Origin of the sequence: Rubrivirga sp. S365 (genome assembly GCF_032248475.1) — a bacterium.
In the GTDB taxonomy this organism is placed as follows: Bacteria; Bacteroidota; Rhodothermia; order Rhodothermales; family Rubricoccaceae; genus Rubrivirga; species Rubrivirga litoralis.
This window is the reverse complement of sequence record NZ_JAVTTN010000001.1, coordinates 1,284,297-1,303,025: the sequence shown is the minus strand read 5'-3', so window position 1 is coordinate 1,303,025 and position 18,729 is coordinate 1,284,297. Positions and strand designations below refer to the sequence as shown.

The 18,729-nt window shown below is 73.7% G+C and carries 14 protein-coding genes; 6 read left to right on the top strand and 8 right to left on the bottom strand.

The features are described from left to right. Nucleotides 1-454: 454 nt before the first annotated feature. The 5 genes from RQM47_RS05645 to gndA all read right to left on the bottom strand — a co-directional run bounded on the left by RQM47_RS05645 (nucleotide 455) and on the right by gndA (nucleotide 9,527). A complete protein-coding gene (locus RQM47_RS05645) occupies nucleotides 455-1,609 on the bottom strand; it encodes an MBL fold metallo-hydrolase (RefSeq protein WP_314007836.1) in 1,155 nt (384 codons plus the stop codon). Nucleotides 1,610-1,840: 231 nt separating this feature from the next. Next, nucleotides 1,841-3,799, bottom strand: coding sequence for a DUF3857 domain-containing protein (locus tag RQM47_RS05640; protein ID WP_314007834.1), 1,959 nt, complete (start codon nucleotides 3,797-3,799; stop codon nucleotides 1,841-1,843). Beyond that, nucleotides 3,796-5,871 (bottom strand): DUF3857 domain-containing protein, encoded by a 2,076-nt coding sequence (locus tag RQM47_RS05635; RefSeq protein ID WP_314007832.1) that lies wholly within the window; start codon nucleotides 5,869-5,871, stop codon nucleotides 3,796-3,798. The genes RQM47_RS05640 and RQM47_RS05635 overlap by 4 nt, the downstream gene beginning before the upstream one ends. A gap of 353 nt (nucleotides 5,872-6,224) precedes the next feature. Continuing rightward, a complete protein-coding gene (gene zwf, locus RQM47_RS05630) occupies nucleotides 6,225-7,793 on the bottom strand; it encodes a glucose-6-phosphate dehydrogenase (RefSeq protein ID WP_314007830.1) in 1,569 nt (522 codons plus the stop codon). A 261-nt stretch (nucleotides 7,794-8,054) separates the two neighbouring features. Then, a complete protein-coding gene (gene gndA, locus RQM47_RS05625; RefSeq protein ID WP_311663067.1) occupies nucleotides 8,055-9,527 on the bottom strand; it encodes an NADP-dependent phosphogluconate dehydrogenase in 1,473 nt (490 codons plus the stop codon). A gap of 372 nt (nucleotides 9,528-9,899) precedes the next feature. On the opposite strand from gndA, the gene RQM47_RS05620 reads away from it, so the two are divergent. The 4 genes from RQM47_RS05620 to RQM47_RS05605 all read left to right on the top strand — a co-directional run bounded on the left by RQM47_RS05620 (nucleotide 9,900) and on the right by RQM47_RS05605 (nucleotide 13,439). Beyond that, nucleotides 9,900-10,187, top strand: a complete 288-nt coding sequence (locus tag RQM47_RS05620; protein WP_314007828.1) for a hypothetical protein — start codon at nucleotides 9,900-9,902, stop codon at nucleotides 10,185-10,187. Further along, nucleotides 10,184-11,392 (top strand): KamA family radical SAM protein, encoded by a 1,209-nt coding sequence (locus RQM47_RS05615; protein WP_314007826.1) that lies wholly within the window; start codon nucleotides 10,184-10,186, stop codon nucleotides 11,390-11,392. Before RQM47_RS05620 ends, RQM47_RS05615 begins: the two co-directional genes overlap by 4 nt. 2 nt (nucleotides 11,393-11,394) lie before the next feature. After that, nucleotides 11,395-12,744 carry a Fic family protein gene (locus RQM47_RS05610; RefSeq protein WP_314007824.1) on the top strand — a complete coding sequence of 450 codons (1,350 nt, stop codon included), beginning with the start codon at nucleotides 11,395-11,397 and terminating at the stop codon, nucleotides 12,742-12,744. A gap of 95 nt (nucleotides 12,745-12,839) precedes the next feature. Further along, nucleotides 12,840-13,439, top strand: a complete 600-nt coding sequence (locus RQM47_RS05605; RefSeq protein WP_314007822.1) for a hypothetical protein — start codon at nucleotides 12,840-12,842, stop codon at nucleotides 13,437-13,439. A gap of 258 nt (nucleotides 13,440-13,697) precedes the next feature. On the opposite strand, the gene RQM47_RS05600 is transcribed toward RQM47_RS05605, so the two are convergent. The 3 genes from RQM47_RS05600 to RQM47_RS05590 form a co-directional block, all read right to left on the bottom strand. After that, nucleotides 13,698-13,970, bottom strand: a complete 273-nt coding sequence (locus RQM47_RS05600) for a DUF4235 domain-containing protein (RefSeq protein WP_311663072.1) — start codon at nucleotides 13,968-13,970, stop codon at nucleotides 13,698-13,700. A gap of 113 nt (nucleotides 13,971-14,083) precedes the next feature. Further along, a complete protein-coding gene (gene arsS, locus RQM47_RS05595; protein ID WP_311663073.1) occupies nucleotides 14,084-15,256 on the bottom strand; it encodes an arsenosugar biosynthesis radical SAM (seleno)protein ArsS in 1,173 nt (390 codons plus the stop codon). Between the two features lie 73 nt (nucleotides 15,257-15,329). Beyond that, nucleotides 15,330-15,662, bottom strand: a complete 333-nt coding sequence (locus RQM47_RS05590; RefSeq protein WP_311663074.1) for an arsenosugar biosynthesis-associated peroxidase-like protein — start codon at nucleotides 15,660-15,662, stop codon at nucleotides 15,330-15,332. Between the two features lie 156 nt (nucleotides 15,663-15,818). Between RQM47_RS05590 and RQM47_RS05585 the strand changes: the two genes are divergently transcribed. Together RQM47_RS05585 and RQM47_RS05580 are read left to right on the top strand one after the other, a co-directional pair. Beyond that, complete coding sequence (locus RQM47_RS05585; RefSeq protein WP_314007820.1) at nucleotides 15,819-16,934, top strand: hypothetical protein; 1,116 nt, start codon at nucleotides 15,819-15,821, stop codon at nucleotides 16,932-16,934. 448 nt (nucleotides 16,935-17,382) lie between these two features. Continuing rightward, on the top strand, nucleotides 17,383-18,603 hold the full coding sequence (locus RQM47_RS05580) for an acetate kinase (RefSeq protein ID WP_311663076.1): 1,221 nt from the start codon (nucleotides 17,383-17,385) through the stop codon (nucleotides 18,601-18,603). The last annotated feature ends 126 nt before the right edge of the window (nucleotides 18,604-18,729 follow it).

Genomic DNA, 18,729 nt, shown 5'->3' with positions numbered 1-18,729 from the left:
CCGTTCCACCCCGCCCGCCGAGTCCGCTGTCGGGCGGGGCGGGCAGAGCAAGGCGGGTCGGGGGCGGGGTGGCCTGGGAGAACGGGGCGGGGCGGCCCACGAGTACCGCCGCCCGGTGACGACGCTGTGACATCGGCCGGCCCGGCGGGTCCGCCCCACCCGAGGCGAGCGGTGCAACGCGCGGGCGGGGTGGCCTACGGCGTCCGCCCCGCCCCGCCCTCAGGAAGCGGCGCGGTGCACCGCTCTACTCCACGCGGGCGGGGTGGACCAGCGCGAGCGGCGAGCGGACGATGCCCGCCCCGCTCCCATCCTGCGGGGATGGCGCACGGGCGGGGCAGCCCGCGGCGTCCGCCCCGCCCTCCGGCGGACACGGCGAGCCGTGCCCCTACGACATGGCCCACCACCCCGCCCGACGCGGACGGACCTGCCGGGCGGGGCGGCCTGACCCACCGGCCTACCGCCCCACCCCGCCCGAGACGACCGGCGCCTCGGCCGCCGTCTGCCAGTCCAGATCCGGCCACCACCGCTCGGGCGGGGGCGGGGCGAACGGGAAGACGCTCTCGCCCGGGCGCGGCACCGCGGTGGGCACGCCGGCGGCGCCCGCGGCCACGAGCGCCCGCTCGACGGGCTCGGTCCACCCGTGGAGCGCGAGGTCGAACGTGCCCCAGTGGACCGGGAGCATGAGCCCGCCGCGGGCGTCCTGGACGGCGCGCACGGCCTGCTCCGGCCCCATGTGGATGTCGGCCCAGAGCGCGTTGTACGCGCCGACCTCGACGAGCGTGGCGTCGAACGGCCCGAGCCGCCGGCCGACCTCGGCGAACGCCGCCTGGTACCCGCCGTCGCCCGTGACGTAGACGCGGCGGTCGCGTCCCAGGACCGCCCACCCGCACCACAGCGTCCGGTCGCGGTCGCCCAGCGTGCGGCCCGAAAAGTGGCGGGCCGGCGTAGCGACCACACGGAGCCCGGCGACCGTCGCCTCCTCCCACCAGTCGAGCTCGGTGATCCGATCGGCCGGCACGCCCCACGCCTCCAGGTGCGCGCCGACGCCGAGCGGGACCAGCCACCGCGGCACGCTCGGCACGAGCGCCCGGACGGTCTGCCAGTCGAGGTGGTCGTAGTGGTCGTGTGTGACGAGGACGGCGTCGAGCGAGGGGACCTGGTCGAGCGGGAGCGGCGGCTCGAAAAAGCGCCGCACCCCGAACGCCGCGCCCGGCGACGCCGTCGGGCTCCAGACGGGGTCCGTCAGGAGGCGCGCGCCCTCTACTTCCAGGAGCGCCGTCGAGTGGCCGAGCCACGTCACGCGGAGGTCCTGCGGGGCCGTGAACGAGACGGCGCGGCGGGGCACCGTCGGGACCGCCCCGCCCGGGCGGCGGTCGGCGGCCCGGTCCGTCAGCCACGCCCACGCGGCCCCCGGCGAGGCGCCCACGCGCGCGCCCTCGGGGTTCTGGAACCGGCCGCCCCGCCACTGCGGCGACCGCCGCATGCGGGCGAGCCGCTCGCCCTCGGGCGCGGCCCCGAACACGGGGTGACGGAGGGCGGCGGCGCCGGCGGCGACCGCCCCGCCCACGAGGGCGGAGCCGACGAGCGTGCGGCGAACGAGAGGCGACATGGGCGGGGCGGAGGGGGGAGGAGGAGGAAGGAGGAGGGGGAAGAGAAGAGGAGGGGCATCTTCCGGCCTCGTCTCCTCCGCTCCTCTCTTCTCACGAGGCGGCGGGCGTGGGGCGGCCCATCCTACGCACGCGGGCGCCGCCGCCCCGCCCGGCGGCGGACTCCACCGATTCTGCGCGTGCGGGGCGGGGTGGGGTGGTACCGGGCGGGGTGGCGCGGCGCGGCGCCTCCGTTACCGCTCCGTTCGGAGGACGGCCTGCTCGGCGTCGGCGCGGGCGACGGCGGCGAAAAAGGCGCGCGCCTCGTCGTACGCCTCCGCTGGCAAGCGCGGCGTCTCCACAACGAGCTCGCGGACGACGACGAGCGCTCCGTCGTCCGTCGTCTCCGCCTCCAAACGGTAGCGCCCGGCCGGGCTCACAATCTGGACCGGCTCGGGGAGGCGGTACACGCCGTAGCCCTCGGGGAGCACGAAGCGGACCGTGTCGCGCTCGGCCGAGGCCGACCCCAGCCACACCGGCTGCGCGCGCGCGTCCACATGGGGCAGCGCCGGCGCCGCACCCGCGAACGGGGCCAGGCCGACCAGGAGCCGCCCGCCCGCCCGCCGCGCGGCGTGGGCGATGCGGAGCCGCGCGCTGATCGTGACCTCGTCGGGACGCTCGGCCGCGCCGGACAGGTCGAAGTCGAGGACGTCGAGGCTGGGGAGGCCCGTCACCTCGCGTAAGATGCCGGCGTGCTCGGCCGACGTGGTCCGGTCGAACACGGCGAGGGCGTCGGCGCGCGGCTCGCCGCGCAGCGCCCACGCGACGTCGGCCTCCGCCCCGCCCCGCTCGTCGAGGCGCACGGTCGCCGTGCGGAGCGTTCGGTTGGCGTCGGGCGCGCTCACGGGCGTTTGGACCAGCTCGCCGCCGGTGTCGGTCACGCGGAGGGCGGGGCGGCCCTCGGTAAAGGCGCCGAGGTGGTCGAAGGCGGCGTAGGGGCTCGTGCATTCGAGCCACGCCGCGCCCGCCCGAATCGGGGCCGTCCGCATCGGCAGTTCGGCCTCGTCGGGGAGCGCCACGCGGAGGACGACGTGGTTGAACGCGTTGTCCGGGAAGTCCTCGGCGAGCGCCGAGCCGTGCTCGCCGGCCTCGACCAGGACCGGGTCGGACGCGATGCCGGCCTCGGCGAGCAGCGCCTGCATGTAGTTCGTGAGCGCCTTGCAGTCGCCGTAGCGCCGCTCGAACACGTAGGCCGCGTCGAACGGCTGCCAGCCGCCCAGCCCGAGCTGGACGCTCACGTAGCGCGTCGTCTGCTGGAGGTGCCGGTACAGGCGCCGCGCCTTCTCGCGGTCCGTCGCTGCGCCCTCGATGATCTGGTGGACCGCGGCGCGGGCGGCCTCAGGGAGCGCCTGCCGGTCCTGCGACAACCCGCCGTACCACGCCCCAAACGCGTCCCACGAGTCGAGCCGGCCCGGAGCGTCCCCGATCTCGAAGCGGTCGGTCCCCAGCCGGAGCACGGGGAGTTGGTCCCACCACGGCGGCCCGAACGGCTCCGCCTCGGCGGCGGGGCGGCCGGCGAGGCCCCACGCGTAGCGGTCGCGCCCGCCCGACCGGACGCGGACGCCCTCGCCCAAGTCGCGCGTCCACGTCCGCACGAGCGTCTCGGACGGGACTTCGAGCCAGAACGCGGCCGACTCGACCGGGCGGCCCTCCGGCTGCGGCCGCCACGTCGGCCAGCCGAGGACGCCGCGGTGCTCGATCTCGTACGCCCACTCGACCGTGAACGGGTAGCGGTCGCCATAGAGCTCGACGGAGCGGAGCCGGAGGTCCTCGTAGAGCGACGTCAGCGCGCGGTCCTCGCCGTCGCGCCCGCCCGCCGTGCCGACGACGCGGCCGTCCGCGTCGCGGAGCGTGCCCTCGACGCGGCGCAGGTCGCGGAACCCGCCGTGGACGAGGCGGAGCGCCCCGGCCGCCTCCCGCCCCGCCGGCCCGAACGCCGTCGTCACCAGGCGCACGCGCGTCGTCGCGCGTCCGGGCGAGGCCACGTCGTATTCGGTCTCGTAGAGCCGGACGACGGCCGGAGCCCCGTCGGCGAACGCGGCGGTCTCGGGCGTGACGGCGAACGCGGCGTCCTGGGCGCGGGCGGGGAGGGCTGCCAGGACCGCCGCGGCGAGGCACCACGCAGCAAAAGTCAGTCGGGGCGGGGCGGTCATCGCTGTCCCCCCGTCTCGGAGGCGGCCTCCGCCCCGCCCGTGGCCGCCCCGCCCGTGGGCGCCTCGCCCGCGGCGGCCTCCTCTGTAACCGCTTCGTCTGGGGCCGCCGGGGGCGGGGCGGCCGTCCGCGTCAGGACGACGGCCTCGCCCTCGGCCGCTACGATCTCGTCGTAGAGCCTCCGCAGGGCGGGGTACTCTTCGGGCGACACCTGCGCCTGAGCCACCGTCAGCACGGCGCGGACGACGAGCCGGCCCGGCTGCGCCACGACGGCCCGGCGGTAGGTCACGGCCCGGCTCGGGATCGTGAGCGCGAGCAGGTCGGGCACCTCCTCGACGGCGTAGCCCTCGGGGAGCGCGAGGTCGGCGACGTACGTCCGCGTCGAGGGGTAGGCAAAGTCGACGGGGAAGGCGCGCGTCGGGCGCTCGAACGGGTTCTCGTCGAGCCGCATGAGGAGCGCCGGCGTCAGGTAGATCTCGTCGAGGACCACCTCGCCGGCGTCCGGCGCCGCGAACGTGGCGTCCATCTGGAGCGGGGCGTACGGGTCGCCGGCGCCCTCGACCGAGACCACCTCCATCTCGACCTCGTCGGGGGCCTCGGCGGCCGCCTCGGCGGCCTGCGTGGCGGCCGCGGCCGGAGCGCCGGCGGCCTCCTCGTCCAGTCGGGTACGCGCGTCGAGCGCGGCGTACCCGTCCAGCCGGAGGCGCACGCTCCCCGCCGCCCCGCCCTCGGGCGCGACCTCGGCCTGGACGGTGATGGAGGTGGAGGTGCCGCCGGGCGCCCCGAAGTCGATCCACTCGGGGCGGTCGCGGTCGGCGAGCCAGCCGGCCCCGCTGAGGGCCTGGACCGGGAGGAGGCCGTACGGCCGGTTCGGGTCGGTCGCGTCGAGAAGCTGGGGCGGCTCACCCTCGACCTCGGCCAGCACCACGACCCAGTCGAACTGGTTGACGAGCGGGTAGACGTCGAGCGCCCGGCCGTTCCCGCGCGTCGAGAGCAGGACAGGCGTGGCCGCGACGCCGGCTTCGCGGAGGAGCGACGCGAGGAGCAGGTTGAGCTCGGCCGCCGTCCCCCCTTTCGCCTCGACGACGTCCTCGAGGTTGCGCTCCGCGAACACCCCGCCCCGCTCGTTCCACACGTACTGCGTGCGGACGAGGTCGTAGAGCGCGCGGGCCACCTCGCCCGGCGTCCCCGACGCGTCGGCGGCGAGCGCACGGACGCGGCGGCCGGGGCGGAGGCGCCGCCCGAACTCGTTGTGGCCGTCGAGCTCGTTGGCCACCTTCTCCCACGTCCCGAGAACGGTCCGCGTCGGCTGGTTGCGCGGGTTGATGCGGCGGAGCTGGAGGAGCACCTTCTGCTCGTAGTCCGCCTCGGTCGTCGTAAACGGCTCCTCTCGGAGGGCCGGGACGTCGTGGGCCGTCCACCGCAGCGTGGTCGTCCGCCAGTCGCGCCGGTAGTCGCCCTGGGTCGGCTGCACCTCGACCTGGCCGCCCTGCGTGTAGGCCATGTAGTCGAAAAACTCCGGAACCTCGAAGCGGTACTCGCTCACGAGCGTCGGCTCGCCGGACTGGAAGACCCACGGCGGCGGCGAGAAGATGTTGTCGCTCTCGTAGACGTACGAGAACTCGAAGATGGCGCCTGGGGTGAGAGCCGGCATCGAGAACCGAACCTCGCGGAGGTCCTCCCCGACGTCGCCGTCGAGGACCGCCCCGCCCTCGAGCTCGACGCGCCGCATCGAGCCGTCGGGTTCGGGCACGAACGTCTGCCCCTTCACGCTGCGGACCTTGTTGTCGCGGTGGTAGCGGTAGGCGAACTCGCCCAGCTCGTAGCCGCTCTCGCGGAGCACCTTGACGCGGCGGTGGCGGCGGACCGTGTAGCGGAAGTCGTTCCGGTACCGGTCGTATTCGAGCTCCGCCACCCCGACGTCGCCCAGCACGACGGCCGCGGCGTCGGGGTCGTCGGGGGCCGCGTCGAGCGCGCGCTCGGCGTCGGTGACGTCCCCCCAGCGGATGGGGAGGTCTTGGGCCGCCGCAAGGGCGGGGAGGAGCAGGACGACGAGGGGCAGGAGCCGGCGCACAGGCGGGAGAGGGCGCGTGAGTGGATCGGTATCGCGCGCGCCGGCCGAATCTACATTTAGGCCCTTACACCGTCTCCTTTGGTACACCAAAATGCCCCATGTCCCTCGGCTGGCATTCCCACACGGCGCGGCGGCCTCAACGCCCGCCCCGCCCGTGCCGTGGGCGGGGTGGCGGATCGGCAACGGACCCTGCCGCGCCCCGGTGCCGAGTAGGGCGGGGCGGCCTCCCCGCCCGACGACCGCCCCGCCCGCGGTGGAGCCAACAGGCACGCAACGAAGGGCGAGGGCGGGGCGGCCGCACCCCTGCCGCCCCCGCCCCGCCCTCGGCGTGGTGCCTGGGGGGCGGGGCGGCGCTATCCCTCCTGCGCCACCGAGGCCGGCCGCGCCTCGATGGCGGCCTCCGGCGCCATGCCGGCCGGCGTGGGATCCGGCGGGAGCGGCTCGAACCACGAGCGGCCGTCGTGGGCCAGCATCCGGTCGGCCGCGGCCGGCCCCCAGGTGCCCGAGGCGTAGTTCGGGAACTCGGCCGGCGGCGACTCGGCCCACGCGTCGAGGACGGGCTGGACCACCTCCCACGCCGTCTCCACTTGGTCGGCCCGCATGAACAGCGTGGCGTCGCCGCGGATGGCGTCGAGGAGCAGCGTCTCGTACGCCTCGGGCGGGGTCTCGAACGCGTCGTCGTAGTCGAACCGCATGGCGACCGGGTGGAGCAGCATCGACGGGCCGGGCCGCTTGGCCTGGAACCGGAGCACGATGCCCTCGTCGGGCTGGATGCGGATGACGAGCCGGTTCGGCTGCCACGCCTCGTCGGCCCCGGCCGGGAACGCCCGGTGCGGGACGGGCCGGAACTGGACCGAGACCTCCGACACGCGCCGCGGCATCCGCTTCCCCGTGCGGAGGTAGAACGGGACGCCGTGCCAGCGCCAGTTGTCGACCTCGAGCTTGAGCGCGGCATACGTCTCGGTCGTCGAGTGCGGGTCGACGTTGGGCTCCGCCCGGTACGCCGGGACCTCCGCCCCGCCCAGGAACCCCGACCCGTACTGGCCGCGCACGGCCACCTCGTGCACCCGGTCGGGCGCGATCGGGCGGACCGCCCGGAGCACGTCGACCTTCTTGTTGCGGACCTCGTCGGCCTGGAACGCGACGGGCGGCTCCATCGCCACCAGGCACAGGAGTTGGAGGAGATGGTTCTGGACCATGTCGCGGAGCGCCCCGGCCCCCTCGTAGTACCCGCCCCGGTGTTCGACGCCGACCGTCTCGGCCACCGTGATCTGAACGTGGTCGACGTAACGGGCGTCCCAGATCGGCTCGAACAGGACGTTCGCGAACCGGAAGGCCAGCATATTCTGGACCGTCTCCTTGCCCAAGTAGTGGTCGATCCGGTACACCTGGCTCTCGTCGATAGTCTCGGTGAGCGTCCGGTCGAGCGCCCGAGCGCTCTCGAGGTCGTGACCGAACGGCTTCTCGATGACGATCCGGCTCCGCACGATGTCGTCGAGCAGGTGCGCCTCCGTCAGCCCGCGCACGATGGGCTCGACGAGGAACGGGGCGACCGACAGGTAGAACACGCGGTGCGGGGCCTCGCCGTCCGGGGCGAGCGCGTCGAGCCGCTCGCGGAGCCGCTCGAACGTCTCGGCCTGCGTCACGTCGCCCTGGACGTAGGCCAGCCGCTCCTCGAAGGCGTCCCAGTCCTGGTTGGCCGCGTCCTTGGGGAAAAAGCGGCCGAGCGAGGTGGCCGCGTCGCAGGCGAACGACGCGAACCCGCCGTCGTCCATCTCCGCCATGTCGACGCCGACCACGTCGACCTCGGCCGGCAGGTGCCCCTCGCGGTGGAGGTCGTAGAGGGCCGGGACGAGCTTCCGGTGGGCAAGGTCGCCACCGCCGCCGAAGAGGACGAGCTGGACCGTGGGGGGGACGCGCATTACGGGTAATGGGTTATGAGTGATGAGCAGGAGGGAACGGTGGGGGCGGGGTGGTTGAGCAGGCGCCACCCCGCCCTCTACTCGTCACCCGTCGCTATCAGAAACCGTTTAGTAGAGGTTCCCCCTCCCCCACCGGGGGAGGGCCAGGGAGGGGACAGACATCGGAGCGGCCAGCGAGGGCGGGGCGGCCGTCCTGGGTCTCCCCTCCCGACCTCCCCCGCCGGGGGGGAGGAGACTCGGAGCCGGCGGCTCAACAGTTTCTCACAGCCCAGCCGGCGCCCACTGGGCGTGGAACACGCCGTCGCGGTCGACGCGCGAGAACGTGTGGGCGCCGAAGTAGTCGCGCTGGGCGGCGACGAGGTTGGCCGGCAGCCACGCGCTCCGGTACGAGTCGAGGTAGGACAGCGACGCCGAGATCGCCGGGACCGGGATGCCCGCGCGGACGGCCTCGGCCGTGATGTCGCGGATGTCCTCCTGGTGCCCGTTGAGCTCCTTGGCCACGACCGGCGCCACGAGCAGGTTGTCCAAGTCGCCGTCGGCCCGGAACGCCGCGCGGAACGACTCGAGCATGGCGGCGCGGATGATGCAGCCGCCCCGCCAGATGCGCGCGACTTGGCCCAGGTCGAGCCCGAACTCGTAGGCGTCCGACGCCCGCTTGAGGAGGGCGAAGCCTTGGGCGTAGGTGACGAGGAACGCCGCGTGGACGGCGTTCCCGAGCTGGCCGACGACGTCGGCCTCCACCCCGCTCACGCGGCCGGCCGGCGTGCCGAGCAGTTCGGCCGCCGCGACGCGCTCGGGCTTGAGCGCCGAGAGGTAGCGGCTGGTGACGGCCACGTCGATCGTCGGCGTGGGCACGCCGAGGTCCATGGCGTCCTGGCTCGTCCACTTGCCGGTCCCCTTCTGGCTCGCGTGGTCGGCGATAAAGTCGAGGAGGTAGCGGCCGGTCGCGCCCTCGGGCGGGCTCTCGTCGCTGGGCTCCTCGTCGGGCCGGACCCCGGCGGCGTCGGGCTGGTGGAGGATGTCGGCCGTGATCTCGACCAGGAAGGACTGGAGCGCGCCCTCGTTCCAGCGCCCGAACAGGTCGCCCATCTGCTCGTTGCCCATGCCCAGGCCGCGCTTGCACACGTCGTAGGCCTCGGCCAGGATCTGCATGAGCCCGTACTCGATCCCGTTGTGGACCATCTTGACGTAGTGGCCTGCGGCGCCGCCGCCGAGGTGGGCGACGCACGGGTCGCCGTCGACCTTGGCCGCCATGCCTTCCAGGATCAGGGCCACGCGGTCGTACACCTCGCTCGGCCCGCCGGGCATCATGCTCGGCCCGTGGCGGGCGCCCTCCTCCCCGCCCGAGACGCCCATCCCGAAAAAGTGAAGCCCGGCCTCGGCCATCTCGGCCTGCCGCCGCTGCGTGTCGCGGAAGAACGAGTTGCCGCCGTCGATGAGCAGGTCGCCCTCGGACAGTTTGCCCTTGACCGACTGGATGACCGAGTCGACCGGCGGGCCGGCGGGGACCATCACGAGCAGGTTCCGCGGCGTCGGGAGCGCGTCGAGAAAGGCGTCGAAGTCGGTCGTCGCGGCGACGGCGCGGCCCTCGGCCTCCTGCTGGAAGCCCTCGACGGCGTCGGCGCCGAGGTCGGCCCCGGCGACGGAGACGCCCTCGTCGAGCGCGTTGAGGGCGAGGTTGCGGCCCATCACGCCGAGGCCGATGACGCCGAGGGAGGGTTGGGAGCTAGACAAAGCGGGAAGGGGGGTGGTGTGGGAGGGGACGGACCTGTACGCGCGTCGGCCGCCGGGGAGCCCCGAAGAGGGAAAATGGGGAAGGGAAAAGGGAGGACGGGCAGAGGAAGCCCGCCGGGCGGGGTGGTGCGCTCCTCCCCGCCCCGCCCACCGGGGCCGCTCCCGCAGAGCGCCTCCCCAGCTCGGGCCACGGCACTTCAGAGGCCACGCCGGACGTGGGGAGCCAGGGCGAAGGCATCTCACTCCCCTTCCTGCTCCGGCCTGCTCGGAACGGTCGCGGCCGACGTTCGAGCGGGCGGGGTGGAATCCACGGCCCGTCCGCGAACGGCGACCGGGCGGGGCGGTACCACCCGGAGCCACCCCGCCCCCGCCGTGCCCGACCGCCCGACCTGCAACGCCCACGGGTTCGACCGTTACCACCACGCCGTCCGCGCCGACCTGACGTACGGCGGCGGCGGGTGGTTCGCGCTCTTCAACGGCGTGTCGAGCGCGCCCAAAAAGATCGCGTTCACGTGCTCGCTCTGCGGCGAGACGTTCGAGACGACGCGCGACCCCGAGGTCCTGAAGCAGTACCGGAAGTACCCGTACGTCCGCAAGCCCGCCGACGTCCCGGTCGCCCCGCCCTCCGGCGGCCGCCCCGCCCCGCCCGACGGCGTATGACGGCCCGGCCCCAGCACAACGGCTCGGCGGCCGAGTGGGACGACTGGCGCTGGCAGATGCGCCACCGCGTCGACACGGTCGAGGCCCTCGAACGGTACGTCCGCCCGACGGCGTCGGAGCGCGAGGCGATCGAGGCCACGCACGGCGTGTTCCGATGGACCATCACGCCGTACTACGCCAGCCTCATGGACCCCGTCGACGAGCGCGACCCGGTCCGCCTCCAGGTGGTCCCGCAGCGGGCCGAGGTCGAGCCCGACATCGTCGGCGTGGTCGACCCGCTGGACGAGGGCGGCCACAGCCCGGTCAAGAACCTCGTCCACAACTACCCGGACAAGGTCGCCTTTTGCGTCACGTCCGAGTGCGCGGTCTACTGCCGCTACTGCCTCCGCAAGCGGATGGTCGGCGACGCCGACTTTATGATGCGGAAGGACGAGCTGCGGGCGGGGCTCGACTACCTCCGCGCGCACCCCGAGATCCGCGACGTGCTGCTCACCGGCGGCGACCCGCTCGTGTTCTCGGACGCCAACCTCGACTGGCTGCTCGGCGAGATCCGCCAGATCCCGCACGTCGAGGTCGTCCGCCTCGGGTCACGCTTGCCCGTCGTCAACCCGATGCGGGTCACGGACCAGCTGTGCGCGGTGCTGGCCCGGCACCACCCGGTCTGGCTCAACACGCACTTTAACCACCCGAAGGAGCTCACGCCCGAGGCCCGCGCGGCGTGCGCGCGGCTGGCCGACGCCGGCGTCCCTGTGGGCAACCAGACCGTCCTCCTGGCCGGCGTCAACGACGACGCCGAGACGATGCGGGCGCTGTGCGAGGGGCTGGTCACGATGCGCGTCCGGCCGTACTACCTCTACCAGGCCCAGCTCATCGGCGGCACGGCCCACCTGCGGACGCCGATCGAGACGGGCATGGCGATCATGCGGCAGCTCCGCGGCCACACGTCGGGCTTCGCGGTCCCGACCTACGTGCTCGACACGCCCGACGGCAAGGTGCCGCTCACGCGCGATTACGTCCTCGGCCGCGCCGGAGATCACGTGGTCATGGAGACGACCCGGGGCACGCTCTGGGCCGAGCCCAACCCGCTCGACGGCGCCGCCCCGCCCGTGCACCTCCCCGAAGTCGAGATGCCCGACGAGGCGCGGACCGTCCCGACCGGGGCGCCGCGGTTCGTATATGGAGAGACCGCCACCCCGCCCGGATAGCCGTGTCTGACCCCGCGATGCTCGGAGCCGCCGCCCAGATCGAGCGTGCCCGCGCTCTCCGAGACGAGCTGGACGCCATGCGCCCCCTCGATCCGGAGCAGGTCGGGAAGGCGATGCAGCGGCTCCGCCTGGAGTGGACCTACCACTCGAACGCCATCGAGGGCAACACGCTCACGTACGGCGAGACGCGCGCGCTCCTCCTGCACGGCGTGACGGCGCAGGGGAAGCCGCTCAAGGACCACCTCGACATCAAGGGCCACCGCGAGGCGCTGGACCACCTCGAACGGCTCGCCGGAGCGGACGAGCCGCTGACGCTGGCGGCGGTCCGCGAACTGCACCGGGCGCTCCTCGGCGAGCCCTACGAGACGTGGGCTGAGACGGCGGACGGCCAGCGCGTGCGCCGGACCGCCACGCCCGGCGAGTTCAAGGCGTTCTCGAACAGCGTCAAGACCGTGACCGGCGAGACGCACTACTACGCGCGCCCCGAGGAGACGCCCGCTCTCATGACCGACCTCGTGGACCGCTACCGAGCGGGGTGGCGAGAGGTAGAGGAGGGCGGGGCGGACGCCGTCGTGGTCGCGGCTGACTTCCACCACCGCTTTGTCGCGATCCACCCGTTCGACGACGGGAACGGGCGGATGGCGCGCCTGCTCATGAACCTCGTCCTGATGCGGGCGGGGTACCCGCCGGCAGTCATCCGCCAGGGGAACCGGCCCGCCTACTACGGCGCGCTCGCGGAGGCGGACGCCGGCGACCTCGGCCCGTTCGTCCGCTTCATGGCCGGCGAGCTGACGGCGACGCTCGACCTGTACCTCCGCGCCCTCCGCGGCGAGCCGGACCCGACGGCGTTCAGCCGCCGGGTGGCGCTGCTGAAAAAGGAGGTGGAGGCCTCGGACAAGACGGCGAGCCGGTCGCCGTCAGCGTTGGCACGGATTACGCGGGAGCTTATCGCTCCGCTTCTGGAGCGCGTTTATCAAGGGCGAGATGAATTAGCCCCTTTGTTTTCAGAACCGGGCACGTTTTTGATATACGCCAACTGGGGTGGTGTATATCACACAATGCATGAAATTAGTATAGACGATCTAATTGATACTTACTGGTCAAGTTTTAAGTTGGTAGTAGACTTCATAGGGTTTACTGGATATAAGAATCTAAATATGTGTTTAGAATTAACTGGTGAGTCCGGAGAGGATCATGTCGTAATTTGGTTGAGGGACCTGTCTGTTCCTATGATTCGGGTTGGTTACGATCAGGTAATTGGCGAGGACGAACCGGCTCGGCTCGCCGACCGGGTACTTGAGCACGTAATGGACCAGGTCGAGCAACTGCACCGCGAAGCGCAGGGCGGCTAGGCCCCGCCCTCGGGCCTCCCCTGAGCCGCCCCGCCCGCGGACCGCGCCGGGCGGGGTGGGCGTCGACACCGGGCACCACCCCGCCCCGCCCGCACATGGCCGACAAAACGATCGACGACTGGCTCGACGAGACCGACATCGACGCGTCCGACATCCCCGACGACTACAGCGAGAAGTACGATGACCCCGAGCTCCGCTGGCGGATCAAGGAGGCCATCCAGGCCAGCGGCAAGGGCGGCGACGAGGGCGAGTGGTCGGCCCGCAAGGCGCAGCTCCTGACGCAGGAGTACGAGCGGCGCGGCGGCGGCTACGCCGGCGACAAGGCCGAGAGCCAGAAGAGCCTGGAGGCGTGGACCGACCAGGACTGGCAGACCCAGGACGGGGCGGCCGACGCCGACAGGGGCGACCACACCAGCCGTTACCTCCCGCGCGACGCCTGGGCGCTCCTCACCGACCGCGCCCGTCGCGAGGCCGAGCGGACCAAGAAGGCGGCCGACGACGCCGGCGAGCAGGTCGCCGACTGGCCCGACCGCGTCCGCCGGACGATGGCGGAGCTGGGCCACGCCGACGGCGACGGGCTGACCAAGGACGAGCTGTACGAGCGCGCCCAGGAGCTCGACGTGAGCGGCCGGAGCACAATGACGAAGGACGAGATCAAGAGCGCGATCCTCGACGCCTACCAAGCCGAGCGCTGAGGGCGGGGCGGGGCGGGGCCGCGCGGCGCTCGGCACGGAGCGCCTCCACCACCCCGCCCCACATGCTCGTCGTCCTCCGCCGGATCGAGCCGCTGTCCCTCGCCAAGGTCTACACCGTCGTGACCGGCGCGCCGATGCTGCTGTTCGCGGTCTCCGCTGGGCGCGGACTGGCGCTCGTGGGCGGGGCGGTCGGGAGCGAGCCCGGCGACTTCAGCCCAACTGGCGTCTTGTACCGCCCCGCCCGCGTGGGCGGGGCGGTCAGGCGTCGTAGCGGTCCGTGGGGACCGGACCGTCGAGGACGTGGGCGGCCGCACGGCGGGCGGCGAGCCGCGCGACGCCGGCCACGACCGACGCCGCGACCGTCCACGTGAGCGCCTCGGTCCAGGCCGTCTCCGACGAGGCCGGGTTGAGGGGCGGGTCCTCGCCCGTCGCCGCGTTCCAGCCGACTTTGAGGAGAGAGCGGGTGGCAAAGGCGGCGGCGACGGCCGCCCCGCCCGAGACGAGCATCCAGGTGTGTTTCTGCGAGAGCATGGGTGGGAGAGGTGTGGCCGCCTCCTACGCCCTCGCCGGGTCCCGTGTCCCGCCCCGCCCCCGCGTTGGGCGGGGCGGTCCCTCTTGCCCCTTTGCCCGTCTCCCTTGCCTTCTTACGCTGTCGCGCCGCCGCACGAGGAGCCCGCTCCGGCCGTGCACCCGTAGCAGTGGCGCGCCGTGCGGACCGCCCGCGCCTGCCACGCGTCGAGGTCGAAGTCGGCCACGTGCTCGAACGGGACGGCCGCGTCCATCTCCAGCTGCTGGTTGAAGTCGCAGTCGTAGACCCGGCCGTCCCACCCGACCGAGACCGTGTTCCGGCACATGACGCCGTCGATGGCGCCCGGGTTGAACGCGCCCAGCAGCCGCTCCATGTACGTCTCGAGCTGGCCTTTCTCGATCAGCCACTCGAGGTAGCGGCTCATGGGCATGTTGTTGAGCGCGAGCAGGCGGTCGAACGAAACCCCGTGGTTCCGCGCGAGGGCCGCCTTCCACTCGTCCTCCAACGACGCCTGATTGCCAGCGAGGAAGCTCCCCACCGGGTTCGTGACGAGCGTGAGCACGCGCTCGGGGTCGCTTTGGCCGTAGCCGGCGTCGTTGAGCGCGCGGAGCGCCTTGAGCGACTTGGCGTACGTCCCCTCGCCGCGCTGCGCGTCCGTCCCCAGCTCGCGGTAGTGAGGGAGCGAGCAGGCCACCTCGACGCCGCGCTCGGCGAACCACTCGGGCAGGTGCCGGTAGCGGCGGACGGTCAGGATGGTCAGGTTGCAGCGGTCGATCACGTGGAGGCCGCGCGCCACGCACTCGTCGACCAGGTACTCGAAGTGCGGGTTGAGCTCGGGCGCCCCGCCCGTGAGGTCGACCGTGTGGAGGGCGCAGTCGGGGTGGGCCAGGATCCGGTCGATGGCGCCGAGGCAGGCGTCGACGGCCTCGCGGTCCATGTTCTCGGTCGTCCGGTCCGGGCCGGAGTCGACGTGGCAGTGCCGGCACGTCATGTTGCACAGCTTGCCCACGTTGACCTGGACGATCTCGAGCGGGGCGGGGCGGAGGCCGCCGGGCCAGCCGGACGCCGCGAGGTCGGCGTGGAAGCTCCCGGTCCCGGTCGGGCCGAGAGCGAGCGGGACGGCGTCGAGCGCGGCGAGCTGGACGTCCGGCTCGGCGAGCGGCGTCCGCCGCCCGTACAGGCTGGTCGTCCGCTTTGGCCCGTCCTGGACGTCGGCGACGAGTTCAGCGGAGAGGACGGGGAGCGAGATCGGCTGAGCGGAGCCGTCGCCGGTGGCGTCGAACGACATGCAGAGGCGGGGCGGAAAACGGGGAGGAGAAAAAAGGGAGGGAAAGAGGGAGCGGGCTCCCCCCGCCCCGCCCTCACATCGTCTGCGCCTTGACGCCGTCGAGCATCTGGAGCCCGTGGACGAGCGACGCCCCGCCCCGGATGGCCGTCGCCACGTGGACGGCCTCGGTCATCTGCTCCAGGTCCGAGCCCTTCGCGAGCGAGTCCTGCGTGTAGGCGTCGATGCAGTACGGGCACTGGACCGTGTGGGCCACGGCGAGCGCGATGAGCGACTTTTCGCGCGCCGTCAGCGCGCCGTCCTCGAACACCTTGCCGTAGTAGTTGAAGAAGGCGTCCGCGAGGGGCTTCGAGCCCTCCTCGATCTCGCCGAATCGCGGCAGGTGCTCGGGCTTGTAGTAGGTCTCCACGGGAGGGGCGGGGTGGGGTGGGAGGGGCCGGGCCGGCGGCGGGGCCGTCCGCGGCGCGGGCGGAGAGACGCACCCGCGGGCGGGGCGGTCCCGGTTGTGGAGCGCCCGTCGGACGGATACCTTACTCGGCCCGCCCCGTGACGCCGCCCCGCCCTCGTGTCCACCCTCGGTTGGTTCCTCCTGCTCCTCGTCGCGGCCGCCGTCGCGTGGGTCGTCCTGCGCGGCCGCCGCGCGACGCCGCCGCCGCGCCCGGCGCTCGGCCGCGACGACCTGACGAGCCTGGGGCTCTCTGAAGTTCGCGCGCGCGAACCGGGAGCGTCGCCCGTCCGCGAGTCCAGCGCCTCGCCCGCCCGCGCCGCCGCCCCGCCCCGCCCCGGCCCGGCCCGGCCCGCCCCGGCGGCCGCCCCGCCCGCGCTCGCCCGGCCGTCCGGCCCGGTGGCGGACGGCGAGGTGAGCCCCGACGCCACGCTCTGGCCCGACGGCGCCGAGCCGGCCCGGCACCTGCTGGCCGCGCTCGCGGCTCACGCGGGCGGGGCGGCCGGCGTCCTCCGCTACGACGCGGAGGCCGACGCCTACGTCGCCGAGGCCGCCGCCGGCGCCCGGCTCCCCGAGCCGCTCCCGGCCGACCGCTGCCCGCTCCACCGGGCGCCCCAGGACGGCGAGCTCACGCTCCTCGACGAGCCGAGCGGGATGGGGCCGTTCACCGGCGACGTCCTCGTCCGCGCGCTCGCCGCCCCGCCCGCGGCGCGGGCGTTCCTGGTCGTGGCGCCGGCCCACGCCGACGCCGCCGTCGGCCAGGTGGGGCCGTTCGCCGACCTCCTCGCTGGCCTCTCCGACCTCGCGCCCGCCGCCCCGCCCGTGCCCGCGCGCCCCTCGCGCGCGGCCGTGATCCGGGAGGAGCAGGAGGCGGCCGAGGTCGAGGGCCGGCCGCTCGCGTTCGCGCTCGTCACGCTCGCCGACGCCGAGGAGATCCTCGCGCGCGAGGCGCCCGACGAGGTCGCCGAGGCGGAGGCCGGCCTCCGGCGGCGCCTCGCCGACCACCCCGCCGTCCGCCGGACGGAGCCGTTCGGGGACCTCCTGGTCGGCGCGTTCCTCGACCTCGACCCCGACGGCGTGGCCGCGTGGTGCGAGTCGACCTCGGCGAGTGCCCCGGCCGTGTTCATCGGCGCTGTCGCCCCGGTCGACGGCGACGCCGCCGACGTCCGCGCCGCCGCCGCCGACGCGCTCCACGACGCCTACGAGCAGCAGCGCGCACAGGTCGTGGCGGGATAAGGGATGTGGCGCGCGGGCGGGGTGGTGCCCGTCTTTGTTCCGCCCCGCCCCGCCCCGCCCCGCCCCGCCCCGCCCCGCCCGGCGCCGGCCACCCCGCCCCCGCAGGCACCCGCGTTGGACACGACGCGTCGTGTCCAACGCGGGCGGGGCGGTCTTGTGTGTCGCAGACATCCGCCCGAGGCGAGGCAGTCCCCCTCCTGAACACCGCGCAGCGTCGGCGCAGCCAGGAGGGGCTAGGACCCAAAGGGCGGGGTGGTTGCCGGGCGGACGGGGCGGTCCGAACAGTCGCCGCCCCGCCCCCGAGGCCTGCAGGCCCGCCCCAATGCGGACACCACGCGTGGTGTCCCTACGAATCCGCCCCGCCCACGGCAGGGCGGGGTGGTCGCATCTTCCGTCTGCCTCGTAGCGCTCCGCCCGGCCTCTTCCCGTTCCTCGTTTCCCGCCCCCCATGGTCGTCCTCGTCATCAACGCCGGCTCGTCGTCCCTGAAGGTGGACCTCATCGACGCCGCGGCGCAGGAGACGCTGGCGTCGGGGCAGGTCGAGCGGGTCGGGGCCGTCTCCAGCCTCGCCTCGTTCCGGCTGGGCGAGGGCAAGCCCGACCGCGTGTCGCTCTCCGCGCCCGACCACGCCGTCGCCCTCGACGTGCTCCTGGGCAAGATGCGCGAGGCCGACGGCCCGAACCGCGACGTGCTCCCCCCCATCGAAGCCGTCGGGCACCGGGTGGTCCACGGCGGCGAGCGGTTCGCCGAGTCGGCGCTCATCAACGGCGAGGTGGTCGACGCCATCCGCGACGCGTTCGACTTGGCTCCACTTCATAACCCGGCCAACCTCCGGGGCATCCTGGCCGCGCAGAAGACGTTCCCCGATGTGCCGCAGGTGGCCGTGTTCGACACGGCGTTCCACCAGACGATCCCGCCCCACGCCTACCTCTACGCGCTCCCCAACCGGCTCTACCGGCGCCACAAGATCCGCCGGTACGGGTTCCACGGGACGAGCCACTACTACGTCTCGCGGCGGCTCTACGAGCTCGCGGAGCTCGACAAGACCGACAGCCGCGTGCTCACGCTCCACCTGGGCAACGGGTGCTCGGCGTGCGCCATCCGCGACGGCCGGAGCGTGGACACGTCGATGGGGATGACGCCGCTGGAGGGGCTCGTGATGGGCACGCGCTCGGGCGACCTCGACCCGTCGATCGTGTTCGACCTCGTGGACAAAGAGGAGATGCCGCTCGCCGAGGTCTACACGCTCCTCAACCGCTACTCGGGGCTCCTGGGGCTCAGCGGCTACGCCGCCGACATGCGCGACCTGCTGGCCGAGGCCGCCGACGGCGACGTCCGGTGTCAGCAGGCGATCGACGTGTTTTGCTACCGGGTCAAAAGCTACGTCGGCCGCTACCTCGCCGTTTTGGGCGGCCTCGACGCCGTCGCGTTCACGGCCGGGATCGGCACGTTCGCGGCGCCCGTCCGCGCCCAGATCCTAGATGGTCTGGAGGGGCTCGGGATCGTCCTCGACGCCGACGCCAACGAGGCCGCGAGCGGGGCGGAGGCCCGGATCTCGACGCTCGACAGCCCGGTCCAGGCGTGGGTGGTCCCGACCAACGAGGAGCTCGTAATCGCGCTCGACACGATGAAGCTGGCGGGGGCGGCCCAGCAGACGCCGTTCGTCTAGCCGCCCCGCCCGGCACCACCCCGCCCCACTGGCCGGGGGCGTGTGCCGAGGGACGCCGCCCGCGCGGGTTCGCCCCGCGAGCGGGGCGGGGCGGTCGTCGTAGATTCAGGGTCTATAGATCCCTTC

Excerpts from the sequence above, each read along its gene's own strand:
- RQM47_RS05600 (WP_311663072.1), bottom strand. The coding sequence starts at position 13,970 with ATGCTCTCGCAGAAACACACCTGGATGCTCGTCTCGGGCGGGGCGGCC.
- RQM47_RS05615 (WP_314007826.1), top strand. The coding sequence starts at position 10,184 with ATGACGGCCCGGCCCCAGCACAACGGCTCGGCGGCCGAGTGGGACGAC.
- RQM47_RS05580 (WP_311663076.1), top strand. The coding sequence starts at position 17,383 with ATGGTCGTCCTCGTCATCAACGCCGGCTCGTCGTCCCTGAAGGTGGAC.
- RQM47_RS05605 (WP_314007822.1), top strand. The coding sequence starts at position 12,840 with ATGGCCGACAAAACGATCGACGACTGGCTCGACGAGACCGACATCGAC.
- arsS (WP_311663073.1), bottom strand. The coding sequence starts at position 15,256 with ATGTCGTTCGACGCCACCGGCGACGGCTCCGCTCAGCCGATCTCGCTC.
- RQM47_RS05645 (WP_314007836.1), bottom strand. The coding sequence starts at position 1,609 with ATGTCGCCTCTCGTTCGCCGCACGCTCGTCGGCTCCGCCCTCGTGGGC.
- RQM47_RS05640 (WP_314007834.1), bottom strand. The coding sequence starts at position 3,799 with ATGACCGCCCCGCCCCGACTGACTTTTGCTGCGTGGTGCCTCGCCGCG.
- zwf (WP_314007830.1), bottom strand. The coding sequence starts at position 7,793 with ATGCGCGTCCCCCCCACGGTCCAGCTCGTCCTCTTCGGCGGCGGTGGC.